Consider the following 17,191-nt stretch of genomic DNA (forward strand, 5'->3'; position numbering starts at 1 on the left):
TCTCAAGCGATTAGCAGGCTAAATTAAGGTACAGTAACCGTGTCACCAGCTTCCAGGAGTATATTTTGTTCAAGATGTTCGCCATCAAGTACATCTTTATAATCAAAAGGAAATACTTTTACGTCATTGCCTACGCGGCGAAGCACATGAATGGAATTGTCGTCGGCAAAAACGGTTAAGCCACCCGCCAAACTTAAGGCTTGCATGACATCAATACGCCTGTTGGCAGGATATTGTCCTGGTTTGTTAACTTTACCGATTACAAAAATAGTATGGCCGTTATTTTGCAGCAGTTTAACAGTGACCACAGGATCAGCAATATAATCAGCCAGTTTGAGAGCAATGGCCTCTTCAAGAGCCGACATGGGCTTGCCGGCAGCCATAACAGTACCTGCGAGCGGAAAAGTAATGTTGCCGTCAGGAGCGACCAAAGTTTGCTCTTTTTGCATACTTTCTTCTTTCCACACCGAAATTTCAATAAAGTCGCCGGGGGATAGTAGATAATTGACAACACCGGCCGGCTTTTCAATGACTGGAGTCGTCGGTTTTGGGTCAGCGAAAGCAACAGTGAATACCAGAAAAAATGAAATAAATGTTAATAAGTGTTTCAAAGGGAGATCCATTTTATAAAATATTTTGTGCCAGCCAAGGATGCTGGAGCTGTCAATCAAGTTTAAATCATTGTAATCATGAAATATAACAGAAACAAGACAAGTTCGATAGATAAAGTAATAAATCATAAGTTGCACTATTATATAGTAGCTTATAATTTAACGAATTAGTTTAAGTGACTGTAATGATTTTAATTTTTCAATGAAATATTTTTTATGGTATTTAGTTTAAATGGGAATTTTACTTGTCATCAGGGCTTAATAATTTGCAGTTATAATCATGTAAACCTATGTTAATATTTTTATTAAACAGTGGGTGCGCTATACTCCCTAATAGTTTGTTTTTGGAAACGTGCTATTTATGTTGGCATATGTAGCTTATAAGTTTTATTAATCGTTAATATGCAGTAAGGCGATTTCTATTTCTTTCAAGTAGTGGTTAAAAAAACTATTTATCAATCACTATATATGAATTTTTTACTTTACTTAATTCTTGTTACATAAAAAATGCAATCTCATTCTCAGGACGATTTACTCATGCCGTTGAAAAAACCAACAACTATCTTGGCCATCTGGACTTTTTTACTGTTATTACTAGGGTTTACGTTTAAAAGCAGTCTGGAGATGATGGTTAGTACCTGGATAAACGTAGAGGAATATGGTCATGGTTTTTTTATACCTGCGATCAGTATTTATTTTTTATGGATTCGGCGACATGAGTTAAAGTTTGTTGAGCAATTTAAAGACGTATGGCCAGGATTTGTCATTGTTATCATTGGCTTGATACTGGGTTTTTTAGGGGGGCTGGCAACCTTAAAAACCGTTGAACAATATGCTTTTATTGTTACGTTAACCGGTCTGTTTACTATTGCATTTGGTTTGCAAGGCTTGCGTGTAGGTGCAATACCCTTGTTGTTTTTGCTGTTCATGGTGCCATTTCCGTCATTTATTCTCAATAACTTGTCAGCTAAATTACAATTGATTTCATCATGGTTAGGTGTTGAGTTTATTCGCGCCTGCGACATCATGGTGTATCTTGAAGGTAATGTTATTGATCTGGGTGTTTATAAATTACAGGTAGTAGAAGCTTGCAGTGGCCTCCGTTATTTATTTCCTCTGGCCAGTCTATCTTTCTTATGCGCCTACTTGTTTAAAGGCCCTTTTTGGCAAAAAGCCCTGATTTTTCTTTCTTCAGCACCGCTGACCATTTTTATGAACAGTTTCCGCATTGGTGTTATCGGTGTTATGGTCGATAACTGGGGAACAGAAATGGCAGAAGGCTTTTTACATGATTTTGAAGGCTGGGTTGTCTTTTTGTTGTGTATGGCGTTATTATTTGTTGAAATGTGGTTGTTTTCCAGACTTAGTGGGAAAAAAGTGGCCTTTAACGAACTGGTGTTAATTCCCAATGAATGGTCAGGCAATGCAAAACAACTCAATTTGGAAGTTAAATTTAATAAATCGATATTTCTGTTGTTAGCTTTGCTGATTGGTAGTGCCATTGGCTCCGGTTTTATACAGGAGCGGGAAGATATTATTCCTGCCCGTAAAGCCTTTCTTAACTTTCCATTGCAGATAGACAAATGGGAGGGACGTAATGACTACCTTAGCCAAAAGTATTTGGACGAGTTAAGATTGACTGATTACGCTATTATTAATTATGTGCAGCCGGAATCAGCCAGTACGATTAATTTTTACAGTGCCTATTACGAGGCGCAACGAAGAGGTGTTGCCGTTCATTCTCCCAAAGGTTGTATGCCTGGCGATGGTTGGCAAATTACCCAGTTTGGGCAGCTTAACTTTCCGGATATAATTATTGACGGTAATGAACTTGAGTTAAATCGTGCTGTTATTCAAAAAGGTGAAAGCAAACAGTTGGTTTACTATTGGTTTCAGCAACGGGGGCGGACGATAACTAATGAATACTTGGTAAAATGGTATTTGTTCTATGATGCCTTAACTATGAACCGTACTGACGGCGCTTTAATAAGACTGGTTACTAGTGTTGGACAAACCGAAGACTTGGAAAAAGCTGATCAACGCTTGCAAGCTTTTATTAAAGAATTGGCACCAAAATTACCGGCTTATATACCCGGAAAACTGGCAGTTAAATAAACCGATTTTTAATTCATCATGAAGACATGAAGAAAAATATTTAGTCTTCGTGGTGATAATGTTTTAAAGTTTTTTCGATTTACCTTTTATTATAGAAAAATTACGTTTTTATCCATCAATAAATTTAAGTTAACAAGGAACGATAGTGAGTAAAAAAGTTGCATTAATAACCGGTGTTACCGGACAAGATGGTTCATACCTCGCTGAACTTTTACTGGAAAAAGGTTATGAAGTCCATGGTATTAAACGGCGTTCATCGCTTTTTAATACGCAACGGGTTGATCATATATACCAAGATCCTCACATCACAGACCCCAAGTTTTATCTACATTACGGTGATTTAACAGATAGTTCTAACTTAACCCGTATTTTAAGTGAAACCCAGCCGGATGAAGTCTATAATCTGGGTGCCATGAGCCATGTTGCGGTATCCTTTGAATCACCTGAATATACTGCTGATGTCGATGGTATTGGCACGTTGCGTCTGCTTGAGGCTATCCGGTTTTTAAAGCTGGAAAAGAAAACCCGTTTTTATCAGGCGTCAACCTCAGAGCTTTACGGACTGGTACAGGAAACACCGCAAAAAGAAACTACCCCGTTTTACCCGCGCTCGCCTTATGCCGTTGCCAAGCTTTATGCTTACTGGATTACGGTCAATTACCGTGAAGCCTATAACATGTTTGCCTGTAACGGCATTTTGTTTAACCACGAATCTCCGCGTCGGGGTGAAACCTTTGTAACCCGTAAAATAACGCGTGGCCTTAGTAATATTGCCATGGGTCTGGAGCACTGTTTATTCATGGGTAACATGGATTCACTAAGGGATTGGGGGCATGCGAAGGATTTTGTACGCATGCAATGGATGATGATGCAACAAGAACAACCCGAAGATTTTGTTATCGCTACCGGCGTACAGTATTCCGTCAGGCAGTTTATTGAAATGTCCGCCGGCGAACTCGGAATCACCATTCGCTGGGAAGGCACTGGCGTTGATGAAAAAGGCTTTGTTGATACACTGGAAGGCAATAAAGCACCGGGTTTAAAAATAGGCCAAACCATTGTCGCCATTGATCCGCGTTATTTTAGACCGGCTGAAGTAGAAACCTTATTGGGTGACCCGACCAAAGCCAAAGAAAAGCTGGGCTGGGTACCGCAAATTACCTTACAGGAAATGATCAGTGAAATGGTGGCTTGTGATCTTGATGAAGCCAGAAAACATGCGCTGCTAAAAGAGCAAGGTTATAACATCGCCGTTAGCCGGGAATAAGCACATGACTGATAAACAACAAAAAATCTATGTGGCAGGACATCGTGGCATGGTAGGGTCTGCTATTGTCAAACAGTTAAACGACGCAGGCTTTAACAACATTGTTGTCCGTACTCATGCCCAACTGGATTTAACCGACCAAGCTGGCGTACGTGATTTTATGCAGCAAGAGCAACCCAAGCAAATTATTATGGCAGCGGCCAAAGTAGGGGGTATTCACGCCAATAATGCTTATCCGGCTGAATTTATTTACCAGAACCTGATGGTGGAAGCTAATGTCATCCATCAAGCTTGGGCGGCTGGTTGCCAGAAATTATTGTTTTTAGGTAGTTCCTGTATTTATCCAAAGCTTGCACCCCAACCCATGCAAGAAAGCGCTTTGTTGACCGGCGGGTTGGAAGCGACCAATGAGCCTTATGCTATCGCTAAAATTGCCGGCATCAAGCTTTGTGAGTCTTATAATCGTCAGTACGGAACCGATTATCGCTCAGTCATGCCGACTAATCTCTATGGAGAGAATGACAACTTTCATTTGGAAAACAGTCATGTTATTCCTGCCATGATCAGAAAGTTTCATGATGCCAAAACCAGCCAGTCTCCTACCGTTACCTTGTGGGGGACTGGCACTGCCAGGCGTGAATTTTTGCATGTCGATGATATGGCCGCCGCGTGTTTGCATGTGTTGGGTTTAAGTAAAGAACATTATCAAGCCCATACTGAACCAATGCTGTCACACTTTAATGTTGGTGCCGGTGAGGATGTTACCATCCGTGAATTGGCTGAAACCATTCAGCAGGTCGTAGGGTTTAACGGTGATATTATCTGGGATAGTAGTAAGCCTGACGGTACTCCCAGAAAGCTCATGGATATCAGTAAAATCAAGTCATTGGATTGGCAACCACAAATAACACTTAGCGACGGCCTGGCCAGCACTTATCGCTGGTTTGTGGAACACCACAGTGAGATTAAAGCACAATAAAAGCCGAGAATTAATCCTTCAACTAATTTAACGAGAGGGCTGATCTAAGGGCAAATGAGCTGATATAGCGGCAGGTTTTAGGTTTAATGCTACGTTAGCCTTCGCCTGCAAAGCTATTCTGCGCTAACAGCCTTTAGAGCAAACCTCTTTAATTTTATTGGCATCGGAGGTGATGATTTGTGATTTTTCTACCCTACTTAATTTTTTTAGGTCGATTTCACGTTTTGATGCGGAACTGCGATTATGCCCGGGTTCCAGGTAAACCAGCTGTTTGGGTTGACGGCCGCGAAAATACTTTGCTCCCTGTCCGCTTGCATGTTGGATGTAGCGTCTGGAAACATCGATAGTGATGCCGGTGTATAGGCTGTTGTCGCTACAGAGGATGATATAGACAGACCAGTTCATAAAAGGGCTACCAACTTAAGCCGGGACAGATAATAACTTTTAATCCCTTGAAGGGATGGTATCTGCAAGATCTTCCTGCTTTAAATTGGTAACACTGAAAAGTTTACAATATTCGCTTTCGGCAACAATGTCCCTGTTATCTTCAACCCTGTCCAGATAAACCTTGCCTTCCAGATGATCAAATTCATGCTGAAAGACTCGTGCAACAAAGCCTTCCAGTTCTGTTTCTACTAAATCGCCTTGTTCATTGGTATAAGTAATCAGTATATCTTTATATCTTGGCACTAAAGCACGGATGCCTGGAATACTTAAACAACCTTCCCAGTCTTTTTCCCGGATATCCGATAACGTTTTAAAAGCCGGATTAATCATTATCGTCGGTTCCATCAGTGGAGCGTTAGGGTAGCGTGACGAAGGTCGTGAGGCAATAATGATAATGCGTTTTGATATGCTAATCTGAGGCGCTGCAATACCGACACCTTGAGTTGTTGCCAGGGTGTCTTGCAGGGTTTTAATAAGTTGCCGTATTTCAGCGCCTTGACTATCGTTAACCGCTTGGGCTTGCAGGCGTAAAACCGGGGCACCTAATTGCGCAATTTCGCTGATAGTCATCGTCATTATGATGCCTGCAACTCGTTTAAAATCATTAATTGGGCTTGTACGGGTTCTTCATTGCTCACGTTTAATAATTGTAGATAACTGCCATCAGGCTGTAACAGCCAGGCTTGCGTATTATCTTGTAAATACAAATCCAGGTTATGTAATATACGTCTATAGAGACGTTTACTTTCAATCGGGAAGCATATTTCCACGCGCCGAAACATATTGCGGTTCATTAAATCTGCGCTGGAGGCGTAAACTTCCTGATTACCATCATTAGAAAATGCATAAATCCGCGCATGTTCCAAAAAGCGTCCAATAATGGCACGAACTTCTATATTGTCAGAGACGCCAGGAATCCCCGGTCTTAGGCAGCAAATACCCCGAACAATTAATTTAACTTCAACGCCAGCCTGGGATGCCCGGTAAAGTGCTTGAATGGATTGTTCTTCAACGATGGCATTAATTTGAATGATGATTTTTGCCGGTTTGCCGTTTTTGGCATGGGTAATTTCCCGCTCGATTTTTTCAAGTATCCCGGTATGCAAGGTAAAGGGCGATTGCAGTAATTTATTTAATTTGGTTACTTTGCCTAAGCTGGTCAGTTGTGCAAAGACTCGCCTGACATCTTCACCCAATTCCTTATTACAGGAAAACAAGCCATAGTCGGTGTAAATTTGTGCGGTTTTAGGGTGGTAGTTACCCGTGCCCAAATGCACATAATTTCTCAGTATTTTGCCTTCCCGTCGTAATACCAGGCACATTTTGGCATGCGTTTTATAACCCACAACCCCATAGACGACATGCACTGCCGCTTCCTGTAATTTGGAAGCTAAATCAATATTGGCTTTTTCATCAAATCTCGCCCTTAATTCAATAACAACAGTGACTTCCTTACCCGCTCGTGCGGCTCTTATTAACGCAGCAACAATCGGTGAGTCAGCGCCGGTACGGTAGAGCGTTTGTTTAATGGCCAGTACTTCTGGCGATGCGGCTGCCTGGCGTAAAAAATCAACGACAGGTGAGAAAGATTCAAACGGTTGATGCAATAAAATATCATGGCGTTTAATGGCGGCAAAAATATCTTTATTTCTGGCCAGTTGCTGCGGAACGCTGGGTTTAAAAGGCGTAAACTTAAGGTCTGGCCGATCAACGAGATTATTGATTTCCTGGATTCTATTCAAATTAACGGGGCCATCGACTAAAAATAACCGATCCCTGCTTAATTCAAAGCGCTCCAGTAAAAAATTCACGGTATCATCGGGGCATGCAGCATCTATTTCCAGACGCACTTCATCGCCATAATTACGCATGGCCAGCTCGCCTTCAACGGCCAGTAATAAATCGTCAATGGCATCGTCATCGACAAAAAAATCACTGTTTCGGGTGACCCTAAATTGATAACAACCTTTAACAACCATGCCGTTAAATAATTCACTAACAAAGGCATGAATAATTGATGATAAAAATACAAAATCAGCCGGACCGCTTTGCGTCTCTTCGATAGGCAATTGAATAACGCGTGGCAATGCTCTGGGAGCTTGTAAAATAGCTCTGCCGCTATTTCTGCCAAAGGCGTCTTTTCCGGTTAAGGAGATAATAAAATTTAAACTTTTGTTGAGTATGCGCGGGAAAGGGTGCGCAGAATCCAGACCAACCGGCGTTAATATAGGCAATAACTCATCGTTAAAATAATTGGCCAACCATTTATGTTGTGCTTCTGTCCAATCATTACGGCGAACAAAACGAATATTTTCAGCATTGAGTGAGGGGATTAAAATTTCATTAAGAACTTGATATTGCTCTTCTACCAATTTATGCGCATAAATAGAAATTTGTTCCAACTGTTCATTAGCGGTTAAACCATCCGGGCCAATAGCTTTTGGATCAATAGCGACCATTTCCATGACACTGGCAACTCGAACCTCAAAAAACTCATCCAGATTTGAGCAGGAAATACACAGGTAGTTAAGTCGCTCAAGCAACGGTACCGCTTCATTTTTTGCTTGCGCCAAAACCCGTTTGTTAAATTCCAGTAAGCTTAAGTCCCGATTGATATAAAGTTCCGGATTTTCAAGATTGATTGTTTCAATGATTTCGTTTGTATGCATTTTCTTCTGTGAATTTTCGGGTATGATGCCGGTAATAAAAACATGTCGGTCACTGATTTGCATGATATGTAAATTCAGATCTGCTTGTGCCAATTGTGCAGTAATTTCCTCTAAGCTAAAAGCCGCCAGCAAAGAATGATAAAAATCTCGTTGCAGAATTTCGGGTTCATTGGCAGCATAGTTAGCCATCATTATTTGCGCATCTTCAATACAGGCGGGGCGCAATAAATCCATAATAATGACACGAGTACCTGGTCTGGAATATTTTTTTATGGTCTCCCAAAGTACCTGTGGATCGGATAAATGGTGCAAGAGACTATTGCTGAAAATTATTTCATAATCAGATTGCGGTAATGTGACGTCAGGTAATAAACCTTCAATAAAGCTTATGCGTTCTGACAGATCAGTTGGTAATGCTGCTTTCGCATAATTTAGCATGGGCTTTGAACCGTCAACCGCATGTATCTTGCTGAAAGGAAATGCCTTGGCAAAGCGGCAACTGATATCGCCGGGGCCGCACCCCAGGTCTAATGCTGTACCGAAAAACTCAGGATCATTAATAAACTGTTTTAGTTGTTGTATAAAGTCATTATGCGGTATTTCAAAGTCAGCTTCGGCGTAAGCTTTTACTTGGCTTTCATCTTCCATTAACTCGGGTTCCAACAATCGATTCATACTGGGTATCCTCTTTTTCCTTGCAAGCCACCGGTATGAACAGCAATAAGTCGTTGACCCGGTTTAAAAAACTGCTTGGTGATTAAATCGTAAAGTGCATACATCATTTTTCCGGTATAAACAGGTTCAAGGGAAATATTGGTTTTACATTCGAAATCGGTAATAAATGTCATAAGTTCAGGTTTCGTTGTCGCAAAACCACCAAAGTGATAATCCAGGTTAATCTGCCAGTTAGTAAAAGCACATGGCAATAAATTCTTAACATCAGTCTGTAAAAATCCGGCATTTTTTAATGCCGCAAAACCCAAGACGGATACTGACTTAGGAGCTGCTTCAATAATACCCGCTAATGTAGTGCCTGTTCCACAGGGTACGCAAAGCGTGTCGTAAAGGATATCTATTTCGTTAACCAGTTCTTCGACACCTTTTAACGCTAAGGCTTGAGCCCCGCCTTCCGGCAGCCAGTATTGCCGGGGTTTTAAGCCAGGTAAATCATGGCAGCCTTTATATTGTCGCAAAAGCCTGTAATCGGAACGGGATACAAACGTGAGTTCCATACCCCAGTTTTGCAGATCTATTAAAGTTGGCGTTAATGTTGCCGGTTGCTCGCCCCGAATAAACCCCTGCGTTTTCAACCCCAGAAGTTTACCTGTATAAGCCAGTGCATGTAAATGATTGGAATAAGCACCGCCCATACTGATGAGTGTATCAGCACCTGAAGACAATGCCTGATCAAGGCTGTATTTAAGTTTACGCCATTTATTTCCGGAAATAACGGGATGCAATAAGTCGTCGCGTTTTATCCATAATTCAATGTGGTATCGATCCAGCAGAGGGTCATCAATTTTTGTTAAAATCGATGGCTTGAAGGTTTTTTCCAACTTACTCAGTTCAGGGTGCATTTATGTGTGGACGTTTTAACTTGATCGCAACAAAGCCGCAAATTATGGAACATTTTAGTTTACAGCGCTTACCTGATTATCAACCGGACTACAATATTCCACCAGGACAAAAAATAATTGCTGTGGTAAGGCTGGAAGATGGTAGCAACAAAGCCGTAAATTTGCACTGGGGTTTGATACCATCATGGAGCAAAGACCGTAAAATCTCCAGTCATTTGATCAATGCCAGAGTGGAAACATTAACTGAAAAGCCGTCATTTAGAAAGGCTTATCAACAGCGACGTTGCCTGATTCCTGCAACCGGATTTTTTGAATGGCAAATTACTGAGGCTGGTAAACAACCCTTCCATATTCATCAGCCGGAGTATGCTTTGTTGGCTTTTGCCGGGCTTTGGGAGCATTGGGAGTGCCAGCAGGAAACGGTTTATTCCTGCACTATTATTACCACGGCTGCCAACGCTAAAATAGCGCCTGTTCATGACCGTATGCCGGTTATTATCACGCCTGATTTTTATAATCGTTGGCTGGATAAAAAAACCACAACGATTAAAATGGCGGATTTTTTAACAGCCGATGCTTACCGCACCATACAAATTACGCCGATCAGTGCCCGGGTCAATAATCCGTTACATAATGATATTGAGTGTTTAGCCGAGGTTGGTCGGTAAAGCCTGATTGGTACAAAGCGATTTGTCCACGAAAAACACGAAAAAACTTATAGGGATTCTCGGCATTTTTTATGGAAGATACAAAAGTAGTTAACACTTTTTTTACAAAAAATGATGGGCTTAATTTTGATGTATTCAACGTTTATAAACAGTTCTTCTTGAAATTAGTAAACTGCGTCATGGTTGCCAACAGTCACAGGGATGATTTGCTCATCCTGAATCAGCAGTTCCAGGGTGATGCGATAGGACAAGTTTATGGAAACCGAATGTAATCCCTCCAACTTGCCGTGCAAAGAGTGCAAACGCAACGACCGGTGAGAAGGATTGGCTTCTAACAATTGTAGGGTTTTTAAATATTGTTGACGTAGTTCGGAATGTCTTTTAAGAAACTTTGATGCCTGTCGATTGTAACGCTCGGTGAAAACCAGCGTGTAAGCCATCAAAGTGTATCCAGTCGCGCCAGATGGTCTTGGGCTGATTCCTGCACAAATCTACCTGCGGCCAGATCAGCACGCGTTTCAGTTAATGCCGCCTCCAACTCACATTCACGCAAGTAATGGTAATGCGCAATATCCATCACGACAAACCGGTCTTTTCCACGCACCGAGACAATTGCTTCCAGGGACTCGCTCAGCGCGGCTTCTATTGCGGAGATGCCTTTGGTTTTTAAATCGTTAGCGCTAATATGTGACATAAGATACTCGTTAAAAATAACTACAATAAATGCGTTTAATAGTGCGCTTAATCGTACTGTTAATCAAGTGCCAATGGCCGATTTGGACCTTTAATTTAACCCACTGCAGGCGATTCAGGTCTTACTGCTGCAGGTAGTCCTGGTTTGCAAGCTATCGACTTTGCCTGATCGCCCAAGCGACATCAGCCGCTTGGCGGTTTTCTTTAACGTCGTGTACCCGAAATAGCTGCACGCCTGCCATAACGCCTAAAGCGGTAGTCACGGCGGTTGCGGTAACCAGTTCCGAAGGTTCTGTTACTGCGCAGATTGTGCCCATAAAGCGCTTGCGACTGGTACCTAACAGCACTGGAAAGCCTAATGCCACCAGTGTATCCAGATGCGCCAGTAAATCCAGGTTATCCTGTTTACGTTTACCAAAACCGATGCCCGGATCAATGGCTATCTTGGCTTTTTTAACGCCTGCTTTTAATGCGGCATCAACTCGTTGTTCCAGAGCCTCAATCACTTCCTGAACGACATTCTGATAATAAGGGCTGTCCTGCATGGTTTTGGGTGTACCTTGGCTGTGCATTAAAATAATGGGTACGCCGGTTTGTGCGGCCAATGCCAATATGGCCGGATCATTTTGGCCTGCGGAAACATCATTGATGATATTGACTCCGGCCCCCAGAGCCGCTTTGGCCACTATACTGGAGGTGGTATCAATACTGATTGAAATGGCGCTTTTTAGTTGTTGCCTGATGGCGGTTATAACCGGAATAACCCGGTGTATTTGTTCTTCCGGTGTTACTGAATCCGAGCCGGGGCGCGTTGATTCACCGCCTATATCAATAATATCGACGCCTTCAGTCAGCATGTGTTCGACCTGCTTTAGCGCGTCATTAAGCCCTGAGTATTTACCGCCATCAGAAAAGCTGTCTGGTGTAACATTTAAAATACCCATAATCAGCGGTTTATTGAGTTGACTGAACATGTCCGGGCTCCTGTGAGAAGTGAAGTGTAGAATCGGGTATAATGGCTCAAATCTTTCGACTCTTAATGGTGTCATGAATAAACCACGACTGGCTTGGGCCATTACCGGCTCCGGTCATTATATAGAAGAATGCCTCAATTTCCTGCTTACCCTTGATAATGTTGATTTATATCTTAGTCAGGCGGCGGAGGAGGTGATAAAAATGTACGGTTTTAATCTTAACGAAATCCGTGAAAAAATGCCTGTATACCGCGATAAAACAGCATCGTCACCGCCCGTTGGGCATTTTTACAAGGGTTATTACCATACCTTTGTGATGGCTCCGGCGACTTCAAATACGGTGGCCAAGTGTGTGCTGGGGATTGCCGATTCTCTGGTGACCAATTTATATTCCCAAGCGGGTAAATGCCGTGTACCGAGTATTGTGTATCCGTGCGATATTGCACCGGAAATGGAAACTACGGCGCCAGGGGGTAAAAAAGTAATGGTTTATCCACGTAAAATCGATTTGGAAGGTACCGATAAGTTAAGTACTTTTGAATATACCAGCATAGTTAAAAGTGTTGATGAATTGATCCTTACCGTTAAACAGCGCCTGGCTTTTATTGCCAAAGCGGGAGACGTTTAATGAGCGAACACATCCTTTTTCTTACTGGTAAACTGGCGGAAAAACAGCTGCGTAATATCTTGGAAAAAATGCAGCCGGAATTTACCTACACTGTGCATCAATTGGGGCTTAAAGTCGCGGCATTAATGACGGCAGATATGATCGGGCGCAGGTTGACAGACACTTTTGGCGCTGACCAGATTATTGTGCCCGGACGTTGCCGGGGTAACTTGGAAGCCTTGTCAACAACCTTGGGTTTACCGATAGAGCGTGGACCGGAAGAACTTAAAGACTTACCGCAATATTTTGGCAAAGCCGCACAAAAGCACGATTTAAGTCGTTACAGCGTCAAAATATTTGCTGAAATTGTCGATGCACCCAACGTGAGTGTTGACGAGGTAGTTAAACGCGCCCATTACTATAAAAAAAATGGCGCTGACGTTATTGATATTGGTTGTTTACCCAGTACTGACTTTCCGCATATGGAAGACATCATTCAGGCCTTGAAACAGGAAGGCTTTACCGTCAGTATCGATTCCTTGGAGGCCAGTGATTTACTCAGAGGTGCCAAAGCGGGAGCTGATTATATGCTCAGTTTGCATGAAAGCACGTTGTGGATTGCTGATGAAGTGGCGGCGACGCCAATTATCATTCCCGAAAAACATGAAGACCTAGCTTCACTGGATAGAGCCATTAAGGTAATGCAGGCAAAGAATCGGGCCTTTATCGTTGATCCGATTTTAGATCCGCTGCATTTTGGCTTCACGCAATCCATTGTGCGTTATCACGATGTCAGAAAAAAATATCCCGATATAGAAATAATGATGGGGGTGGGTAATATTACCGAATTGACCCACGCCGATACGACGGGTATGAATACTTTGTTGCTGGGTATTTGTTCTGAACTTGATATTAATAATATTTTGGCGACAGAAGTCAGCAAGCATGCTTGCCGGGCTATTAAAGAAGCGGATCTGGCGCGGCGTATATTGTTTGCGGCCAAAGAAAACGATGCCTTGCCCAAACATATTGACCCCGGCTTAATGGCTTTGCATGAAATTTCGCCTTTTCCTTATTCGATGGAAGAAATCAGGGAGCTTGCCGGACAAATTAGAGATCCCAGTTTTCGCATTCAAACCAGCGCTGAAGGTTTGCATATTTTTAATCGTGATGGTTTGCATAGTGCGACCGATCCGTTTGATTTATTTCCCAAGCTGCACGTTGACAGTGACGGCGGCCATGCTTTTTATTTAGGTGTTGAACTGGCTCGTGCTGAAATTGCCTGGCAATTGGGTAAACGGTTTACGCAGGATCAAGCGCTTAACTGGGGTTGTGCCACTGACCAAGCAGAACAAACTGTTGATTTGCACAGCTTTAAACCTGCCGGAACTACTTTACAAAAATCCTGATGATTCAAGAAACTATAGTTACCACCCTGAATAATTCAGGCTTGTCGCACATTGCACCGATGGGCATACATGTCAACGGCGATGAAATTATTGTCCTCCCTTTTCGCCCTTCTACAACTCTCGATAATCTGCTGGAAAGCAAAACTGCCGTGCTTAATTACTGCGATGATGTGCGTATTTTTGCCGGTTGTTTAACAGGGCGGAGGGACTGGCCATTGATGGCCGCAGAAAAAATTAATGGACGGGTACTGCAATGTGCCTTGGCGCATACCGAGATTGAACTGGTGCGCGTTGAAGATGATTCCGTTCGGCCAAAATTATTTTGTAAAGCCGTGCATATCGTTAATCATGCGCCTTTTATGGGTTTTAACCGTGCCCAGTATTCAGTATTGGAAGCGGCTATTTTAATCAGCCGGTTATCGTGGTTGCCGATAGAAAAAATAGACGCTGAAATAGACTATCTGCGTATCGGTTTTGAAAAAACAGCAGGAGACAGAGAAGTGGAAGCATGGGGGTGGTTGATGGATGTTATCGAAAAATTTAAAGCGGAGATTAAGCTATGACCGGTATGCTGGCCAGTGTAAATAGTCTGGCAGAAGCCTTGCTGGTGTTGAGTGCGGAGGTTGATATTATTGATCTTAAACAACCTGCTTTGGGCGCATTAGGTGCTTTGGACGTTACTGATGTTCAACTGATTGTTGCCGGAATTGCCGGTCGTTGCCCGGTGAGTGCAACCATTGGTGATTTGCCCATGCAGCCGGATTCCGTTTTTAATGCCGTAAAGGCGATGGCTGAAACGGGTGTCGATTATATAAAAATCGGCTTTTTTCCGGGCGATGACTGGACGGGAACCGTTAATAAATTGTCTGAATTAACCGGGCAAAACCATGCTTTGATTGCTGTGTTATTTGCCGACACACAACCTGATCTTGCCATTATCGGATTATTGAAAGAGGCAGGTTTTACCGGCGTTATGCTTGATACCATGGACAAAAAGAAAGGCTCATTAACTACGCTGATGACAAAAGCTGAGCTTGGGCAATTTGTTACGAAAGCCAAAACCTTGCAATTACTTTGTGGACTGGCCGGCTCACTGCGGCTGTCTGATATACCCGAGCTCATGCTTTATAACGCGGATTATCTCGGTTTTAGAGGTGCGTTATGTCAGGGACATGACCGGGTTGGCGAGTTAAATAAACCGGCTGTTTTTCAGGTAAAACAGTGCATAAAAACTACCGGTATTGAGTGAAGCTGTTACTTTAGAGGTGATTTGTTTAAGCGCCAGACAATTTAACTCTGCTCATTAACCGGTATGACGTATAATTTATTTATAACTATAACTTTTTTAAAAGATCTGGACTATGTCAATTAGCCTTAGAAAAATTACCCATCAAGTTTTAGTCGGCGACATTAAAGTCGGCGGCGGTGCGCCTATCGTTGTTCAATCAATGACTAATACCGACACGGTTAATGTGTCAGCAACCGTTAATCAAATTATAGAACTGTCTACCGCAGGTTCTGAAATGGTTCGTATCACGGTCAATTCAGAGGAAGCGGCAAAAGCCGTTGCCGAGATTCGCAACACCTTAACGCAAAAAGGTTACTCTGTTCCTATCGTTGGTGATTTCCATTTTAATGGTCATAAATTACTGGAAAAGTATCCTGATTGTGCAGAAGCTCTCGATAAATATCGCATCAATCCCGGTAATGTAGGTCGTGGCAAAAGTCGTGATCCACAATTTCAGCAAATGATTGAATTTGCTTGCCAATATAACAAACCCGTTCGTATTGGTGTTAATGGCGGTAGTTTGGATCAGTCGGTATTAACCCGATTACTCGATGATAACCGGCTCCAAAAACACCCTGAATCCTTACCCGCCATAATCCGTAAAGCAATCGTTTTATCGGCGCTTGAAAGTGCCGCCAAGGCAGAAGAAATCGGTTTGGGAAAAGATAAAATTATTCTTTCCTGCAAGATTAGTAACGTACAGGAACTGATTAATATTTATCAGGATTTATCCAGTCGTTGTGATTATGCCTTGCATCTGGGTCTTACCGAAGCGGGTATGGGCTCCAAGGGCATCGTATCGTCAGCGGCCGCCTTATCGGTATTAATGCAGCAGGGCATCGGTGATACCATTCGTATTTCGCTAACACCCGAGCCCGGCGCCTCCAGAACCCAGGAAGTGATTGTTGGCCAGGAAATTCTTCAGACCATGGGTTTTCGATCCTTCACGCCGATGGTTATTTCTTGCCCCGGTTGCGGTCGCACCACCAGTGATTATTTCCAAAAACTGGCGATGGATATTCAAACCTATTTGCGCGATCAAATGCCGATATGGCGCACGCAATATCCTGGTGTTGAAACGATGGAAGTTGCCGTTATGGGTTGTGTTGTTAATGGTCCGGGTGAAAGTAAAAGCGCCAATATCGGTATCAGTTTGCCGGGTACCGGCGAAACACCGGTAGCGCCTGTTTATGAAGATGGTGAAAAAACAGTCACGCTTAAAGGCGATAGAATTGCTGAAGAATTTCAGGAAATAGTTCAACGCTATATAGAATCGCATTACGCCGCATAATTTGGTAGTTTGCGCTGGGAAGCTGATAAATATCGGTTAGAGGCTGTGAAAGTATTCGTTTTTTGTACAAAATAAAAAAATTCACCACGAAGGACACGAAGTTTTTAACATTTACTTCGTGGCTTTGTGATAATAATGTTTTTAATCTGTTTTTTGATAATACTTTCACAGTCTCGTTAGCTTCTGCATACATGCAGTCTTAATGTAAACCATGGCGCTGTTCTCGTTTCCAGACTGCAGCTTTGAAACGAGTGTAACCAATGTCTCCCCGTCTTGGTTGACAGCTTTTTATCTTGTTCATAATTTCACGCAAGACACCCTCCAGCCAGATGCCACAAAGCGTTGTCCTTCCGGCAGTCAAGTTACTGTTTTATAAGTAAATAGTTTGATTTATTCTTATTTGGTGCAAAATAGGTATTGCACTGCACTTTATTAGGGCGAGGTATTAATTGGTATTAAAGCCAGTGGTTACTATTAATAGATACCACCCTGTAAAATCCCCGCAATAAATTGTATTTATTCATTTATTTTAAATATAAATACATATATAAAATTTTGGCATAACTTATGCTTTAATTCCATCATAGGGCTAAAGT

At 42.4% G+C, this 17,191-nt stretch carries 17 protein-coding genes and 1 pseudogene; 9 read left to right on the plus strand and 9 right to left on the minus strand.

The window, feature by feature from the left end; genetic code table 11:
* Nucleotides 1-23: 23 nt before the first annotated feature.
* The gene (locus N7974_RS01225; protein WP_262963893.1) at nucleotides 24-611 is read right to left on the minus strand and encodes a polysaccharide biosynthesis/export family protein; all 588 of its coding nucleotides are present in this window, start codon (nucleotides 609-611) and stop codon (nucleotides 24-26) included.
* Nucleotides 612-1,148: 537 nt separating this feature from the next.
* Between N7974_RS01225 and xrtD the strand changes: the two genes are divergently transcribed.
* The 3 genes from xrtD to fcl all read left to right on the plus strand — a co-directional run bounded on the left by xrtD (nucleotide 1,149) and on the right by fcl (nucleotide 4,972).
* Nucleotides 1,149-2,726 (plus strand): VPLPA-CTERM-specific exosortase XrtD, encoded by a 1,578-nt coding sequence (gene xrtD / locus N7974_RS01230; RefSeq protein WP_262963894.1) that lies wholly within the window; start codon nucleotides 1,149-1,151, stop codon nucleotides 2,724-2,726.
* Between the two features lie 145 nt (nucleotides 2,727-2,871).
* Nucleotides 2,872-3,993: a GDP-mannose 4,6-dehydratase gene (gene gmd, locus N7974_RS01235; RefSeq protein ID WP_262963895.1), complete on the plus strand. Its 1,122-nt coding sequence runs from the start codon at nucleotides 2,872-2,874 to the stop codon at nucleotides 3,991-3,993.
* A gap of 4 nt (nucleotides 3,994-3,997) precedes the next feature.
* Nucleotides 3,998-4,972 carry a GDP-L-fucose synthase gene (gene fcl, locus N7974_RS01240; RefSeq protein ID WP_262963896.1) on the plus strand — a complete coding sequence of 325 codons (975 nt, stop codon included), beginning with the start codon at nucleotides 3,998-4,000 and terminating at the stop codon, nucleotides 4,970-4,972.
* A gap of 123 nt (nucleotides 4,973-5,095) precedes the next feature.
* Here the strand turns inward: fcl and N7974_RS01245 are convergent, their stop codons facing one another.
* The 5 genes and pseudogenes from N7974_RS01245 to N7974_RS01265 form a co-directional block, all read right to left on the minus strand.
* Nucleotides 5,096-5,377, minus strand: a complete 282-nt coding sequence (locus tag N7974_RS01245; protein WP_262963897.1) for a GIY-YIG nuclease family protein — start codon at nucleotides 5,375-5,377, stop codon at nucleotides 5,096-5,098.
* A gap of 39 nt (nucleotides 5,378-5,416) precedes the next feature.
* Nucleotides 5,417-5,995 (minus strand): peptide deformylase, encoded by a 579-nt coding sequence (gene def, locus N7974_RS01250; RefSeq protein ID WP_394813009.1) that lies wholly within the window; start codon nucleotides 5,993-5,995, stop codon nucleotides 5,417-5,419.
* Nucleotides 5,995-8,088: a polyphosphate kinase 1 gene (gene ppk1, locus N7974_RS01255; RefSeq protein ID WP_262964045.1), complete on the minus strand. Its 2,094-nt coding sequence runs from the start codon at nucleotides 8,086-8,088 to the stop codon at nucleotides 5,995-5,997. The genes def and ppk1 overlap by 1 nt, the downstream gene beginning before the upstream one ends.
* Before the next feature lie 81 nt (nucleotides 8,089-8,169).
* Nucleotides 8,170-8,763: pseudogene (locus tag N7974_RS01260) on the minus strand (class I SAM-dependent methyltransferase); the annotation flags it as partial.
* Complete coding sequence (locus N7974_RS01265) at nucleotides 8,760-9,665, minus strand: 1-aminocyclopropane-1-carboxylate deaminase/D-cysteine desulfhydrase (RefSeq protein ID WP_262963898.1); 906 nt, start codon at nucleotides 9,663-9,665, stop codon at nucleotides 8,760-8,762. The gene N7974_RS01265 and the pseudogene N7974_RS01260, both read right to left, overlap by 4 nt.
* Before the next feature lie 2 nt (nucleotides 9,666-9,667).
* Between N7974_RS01265 and N7974_RS01270 the strand changes: the two genes are divergently transcribed.
* Nucleotides 9,668-10,333 carry an SOS response-associated peptidase gene (locus tag N7974_RS01270; protein ID WP_262963899.1) on the plus strand — a complete coding sequence of 222 codons (666 nt, stop codon included), beginning with the start codon at nucleotides 9,668-9,670 and terminating at the stop codon, nucleotides 10,331-10,333.
* 164 nt (nucleotides 10,334-10,497) lie between these two features.
* Here N7974_RS01270 and N7974_RS01275 read toward each other — a convergent pair whose 3' ends face one another.
* The 3 genes from N7974_RS01275 to folP all read right to left on the minus strand — a co-directional run bounded on the left by N7974_RS01275 (nucleotide 10,498) and on the right by folP (nucleotide 12,000).
* Nucleotides 10,498-10,773 carry a type II toxin-antitoxin system RelE/ParE family toxin gene (locus tag N7974_RS01275; protein WP_262963900.1) on the minus strand — a complete coding sequence of 92 codons (276 nt, stop codon included), beginning with the start codon at nucleotides 10,771-10,773 and terminating at the stop codon, nucleotides 10,498-10,500.
* Nucleotides 10,773-11,027 (minus strand): type II toxin-antitoxin system Phd/YefM family antitoxin, encoded by a 255-nt coding sequence (locus N7974_RS01280; RefSeq protein WP_262963901.1) that lies wholly within the window; start codon nucleotides 11,025-11,027, stop codon nucleotides 10,773-10,775. The genes N7974_RS01275 and N7974_RS01280 overlap by 1 nt, the downstream gene beginning before the upstream one ends.
* 151 nt (nucleotides 11,028-11,178) lie before the next feature.
* Nucleotides 11,179-12,000, minus strand: coding sequence for a dihydropteroate synthase (folP, locus tag N7974_RS01285; RefSeq protein WP_262963902.1), 822 nt, complete (start codon nucleotides 11,998-12,000; stop codon nucleotides 11,179-11,181).
* Between the two features lie 73 nt (nucleotides 12,001-12,073).
* On the opposite strand from folP, the gene N7974_RS01290 reads away from it, so the two are divergent.
* From N7974_RS01290 to ispG, 5 genes are all read left to right on the plus strand, one after another.
* On the plus strand, nucleotides 12,074-12,628 hold the full coding sequence (locus N7974_RS01290; RefSeq protein WP_262963903.1) for a flavoprotein: 555 nt from the start codon (nucleotides 12,074-12,076) through the stop codon (nucleotides 12,626-12,628).
* Nucleotides 12,628-14,016, plus strand: coding sequence for a DUF6513 domain-containing protein (locus tag N7974_RS01295; protein WP_262963904.1), 1,389 nt, complete (start codon nucleotides 12,628-12,630; stop codon nucleotides 14,014-14,016). Before N7974_RS01290 ends, N7974_RS01295 begins: the two co-directional genes overlap by 1 nt.
* Nucleotides 14,016-14,579: a DUF447 domain-containing protein gene (locus tag N7974_RS01300; protein ID WP_262963905.1), complete on the plus strand. Its 564-nt coding sequence runs from the start codon at nucleotides 14,016-14,018 to the stop codon at nucleotides 14,577-14,579. The genes N7974_RS01295 and N7974_RS01300 overlap by 1 nt, the downstream gene beginning before the upstream one ends.
* Nucleotides 14,576-15,265: a (5-formylfuran-3-yl)methyl phosphate synthase gene (locus tag N7974_RS01305; RefSeq protein WP_262963906.1), complete on the plus strand. Its 690-nt coding sequence runs from the start codon at nucleotides 14,576-14,578 to the stop codon at nucleotides 15,263-15,265. Before N7974_RS01300 ends, N7974_RS01305 begins: the two co-directional genes overlap by 4 nt.
* A gap of 112 nt (nucleotides 15,266-15,377) precedes the next feature.
* A complete protein-coding gene (gene ispG / locus N7974_RS01310) occupies nucleotides 15,378-16,595 on the plus strand; it encodes a flavodoxin-dependent (E)-4-hydroxy-3-methylbut-2-enyl-diphosphate synthase (RefSeq protein WP_243221396.1) in 1,218 nt (405 codons plus the stop codon).
* The last annotated feature ends 596 nt before the right edge of the window (nucleotides 16,596-17,191 follow it).

Origin of the sequence: Methylobacter psychrophilus, from assembly GCF_025583945.1 — a bacterium.
In the GTDB taxonomy this organism is placed as follows: domain Bacteria; phylum Pseudomonadota; class Gammaproteobacteria; order Methylococcales; family Methylomonadaceae; genus Methylobacter_C; species Methylobacter_C psychrophilus.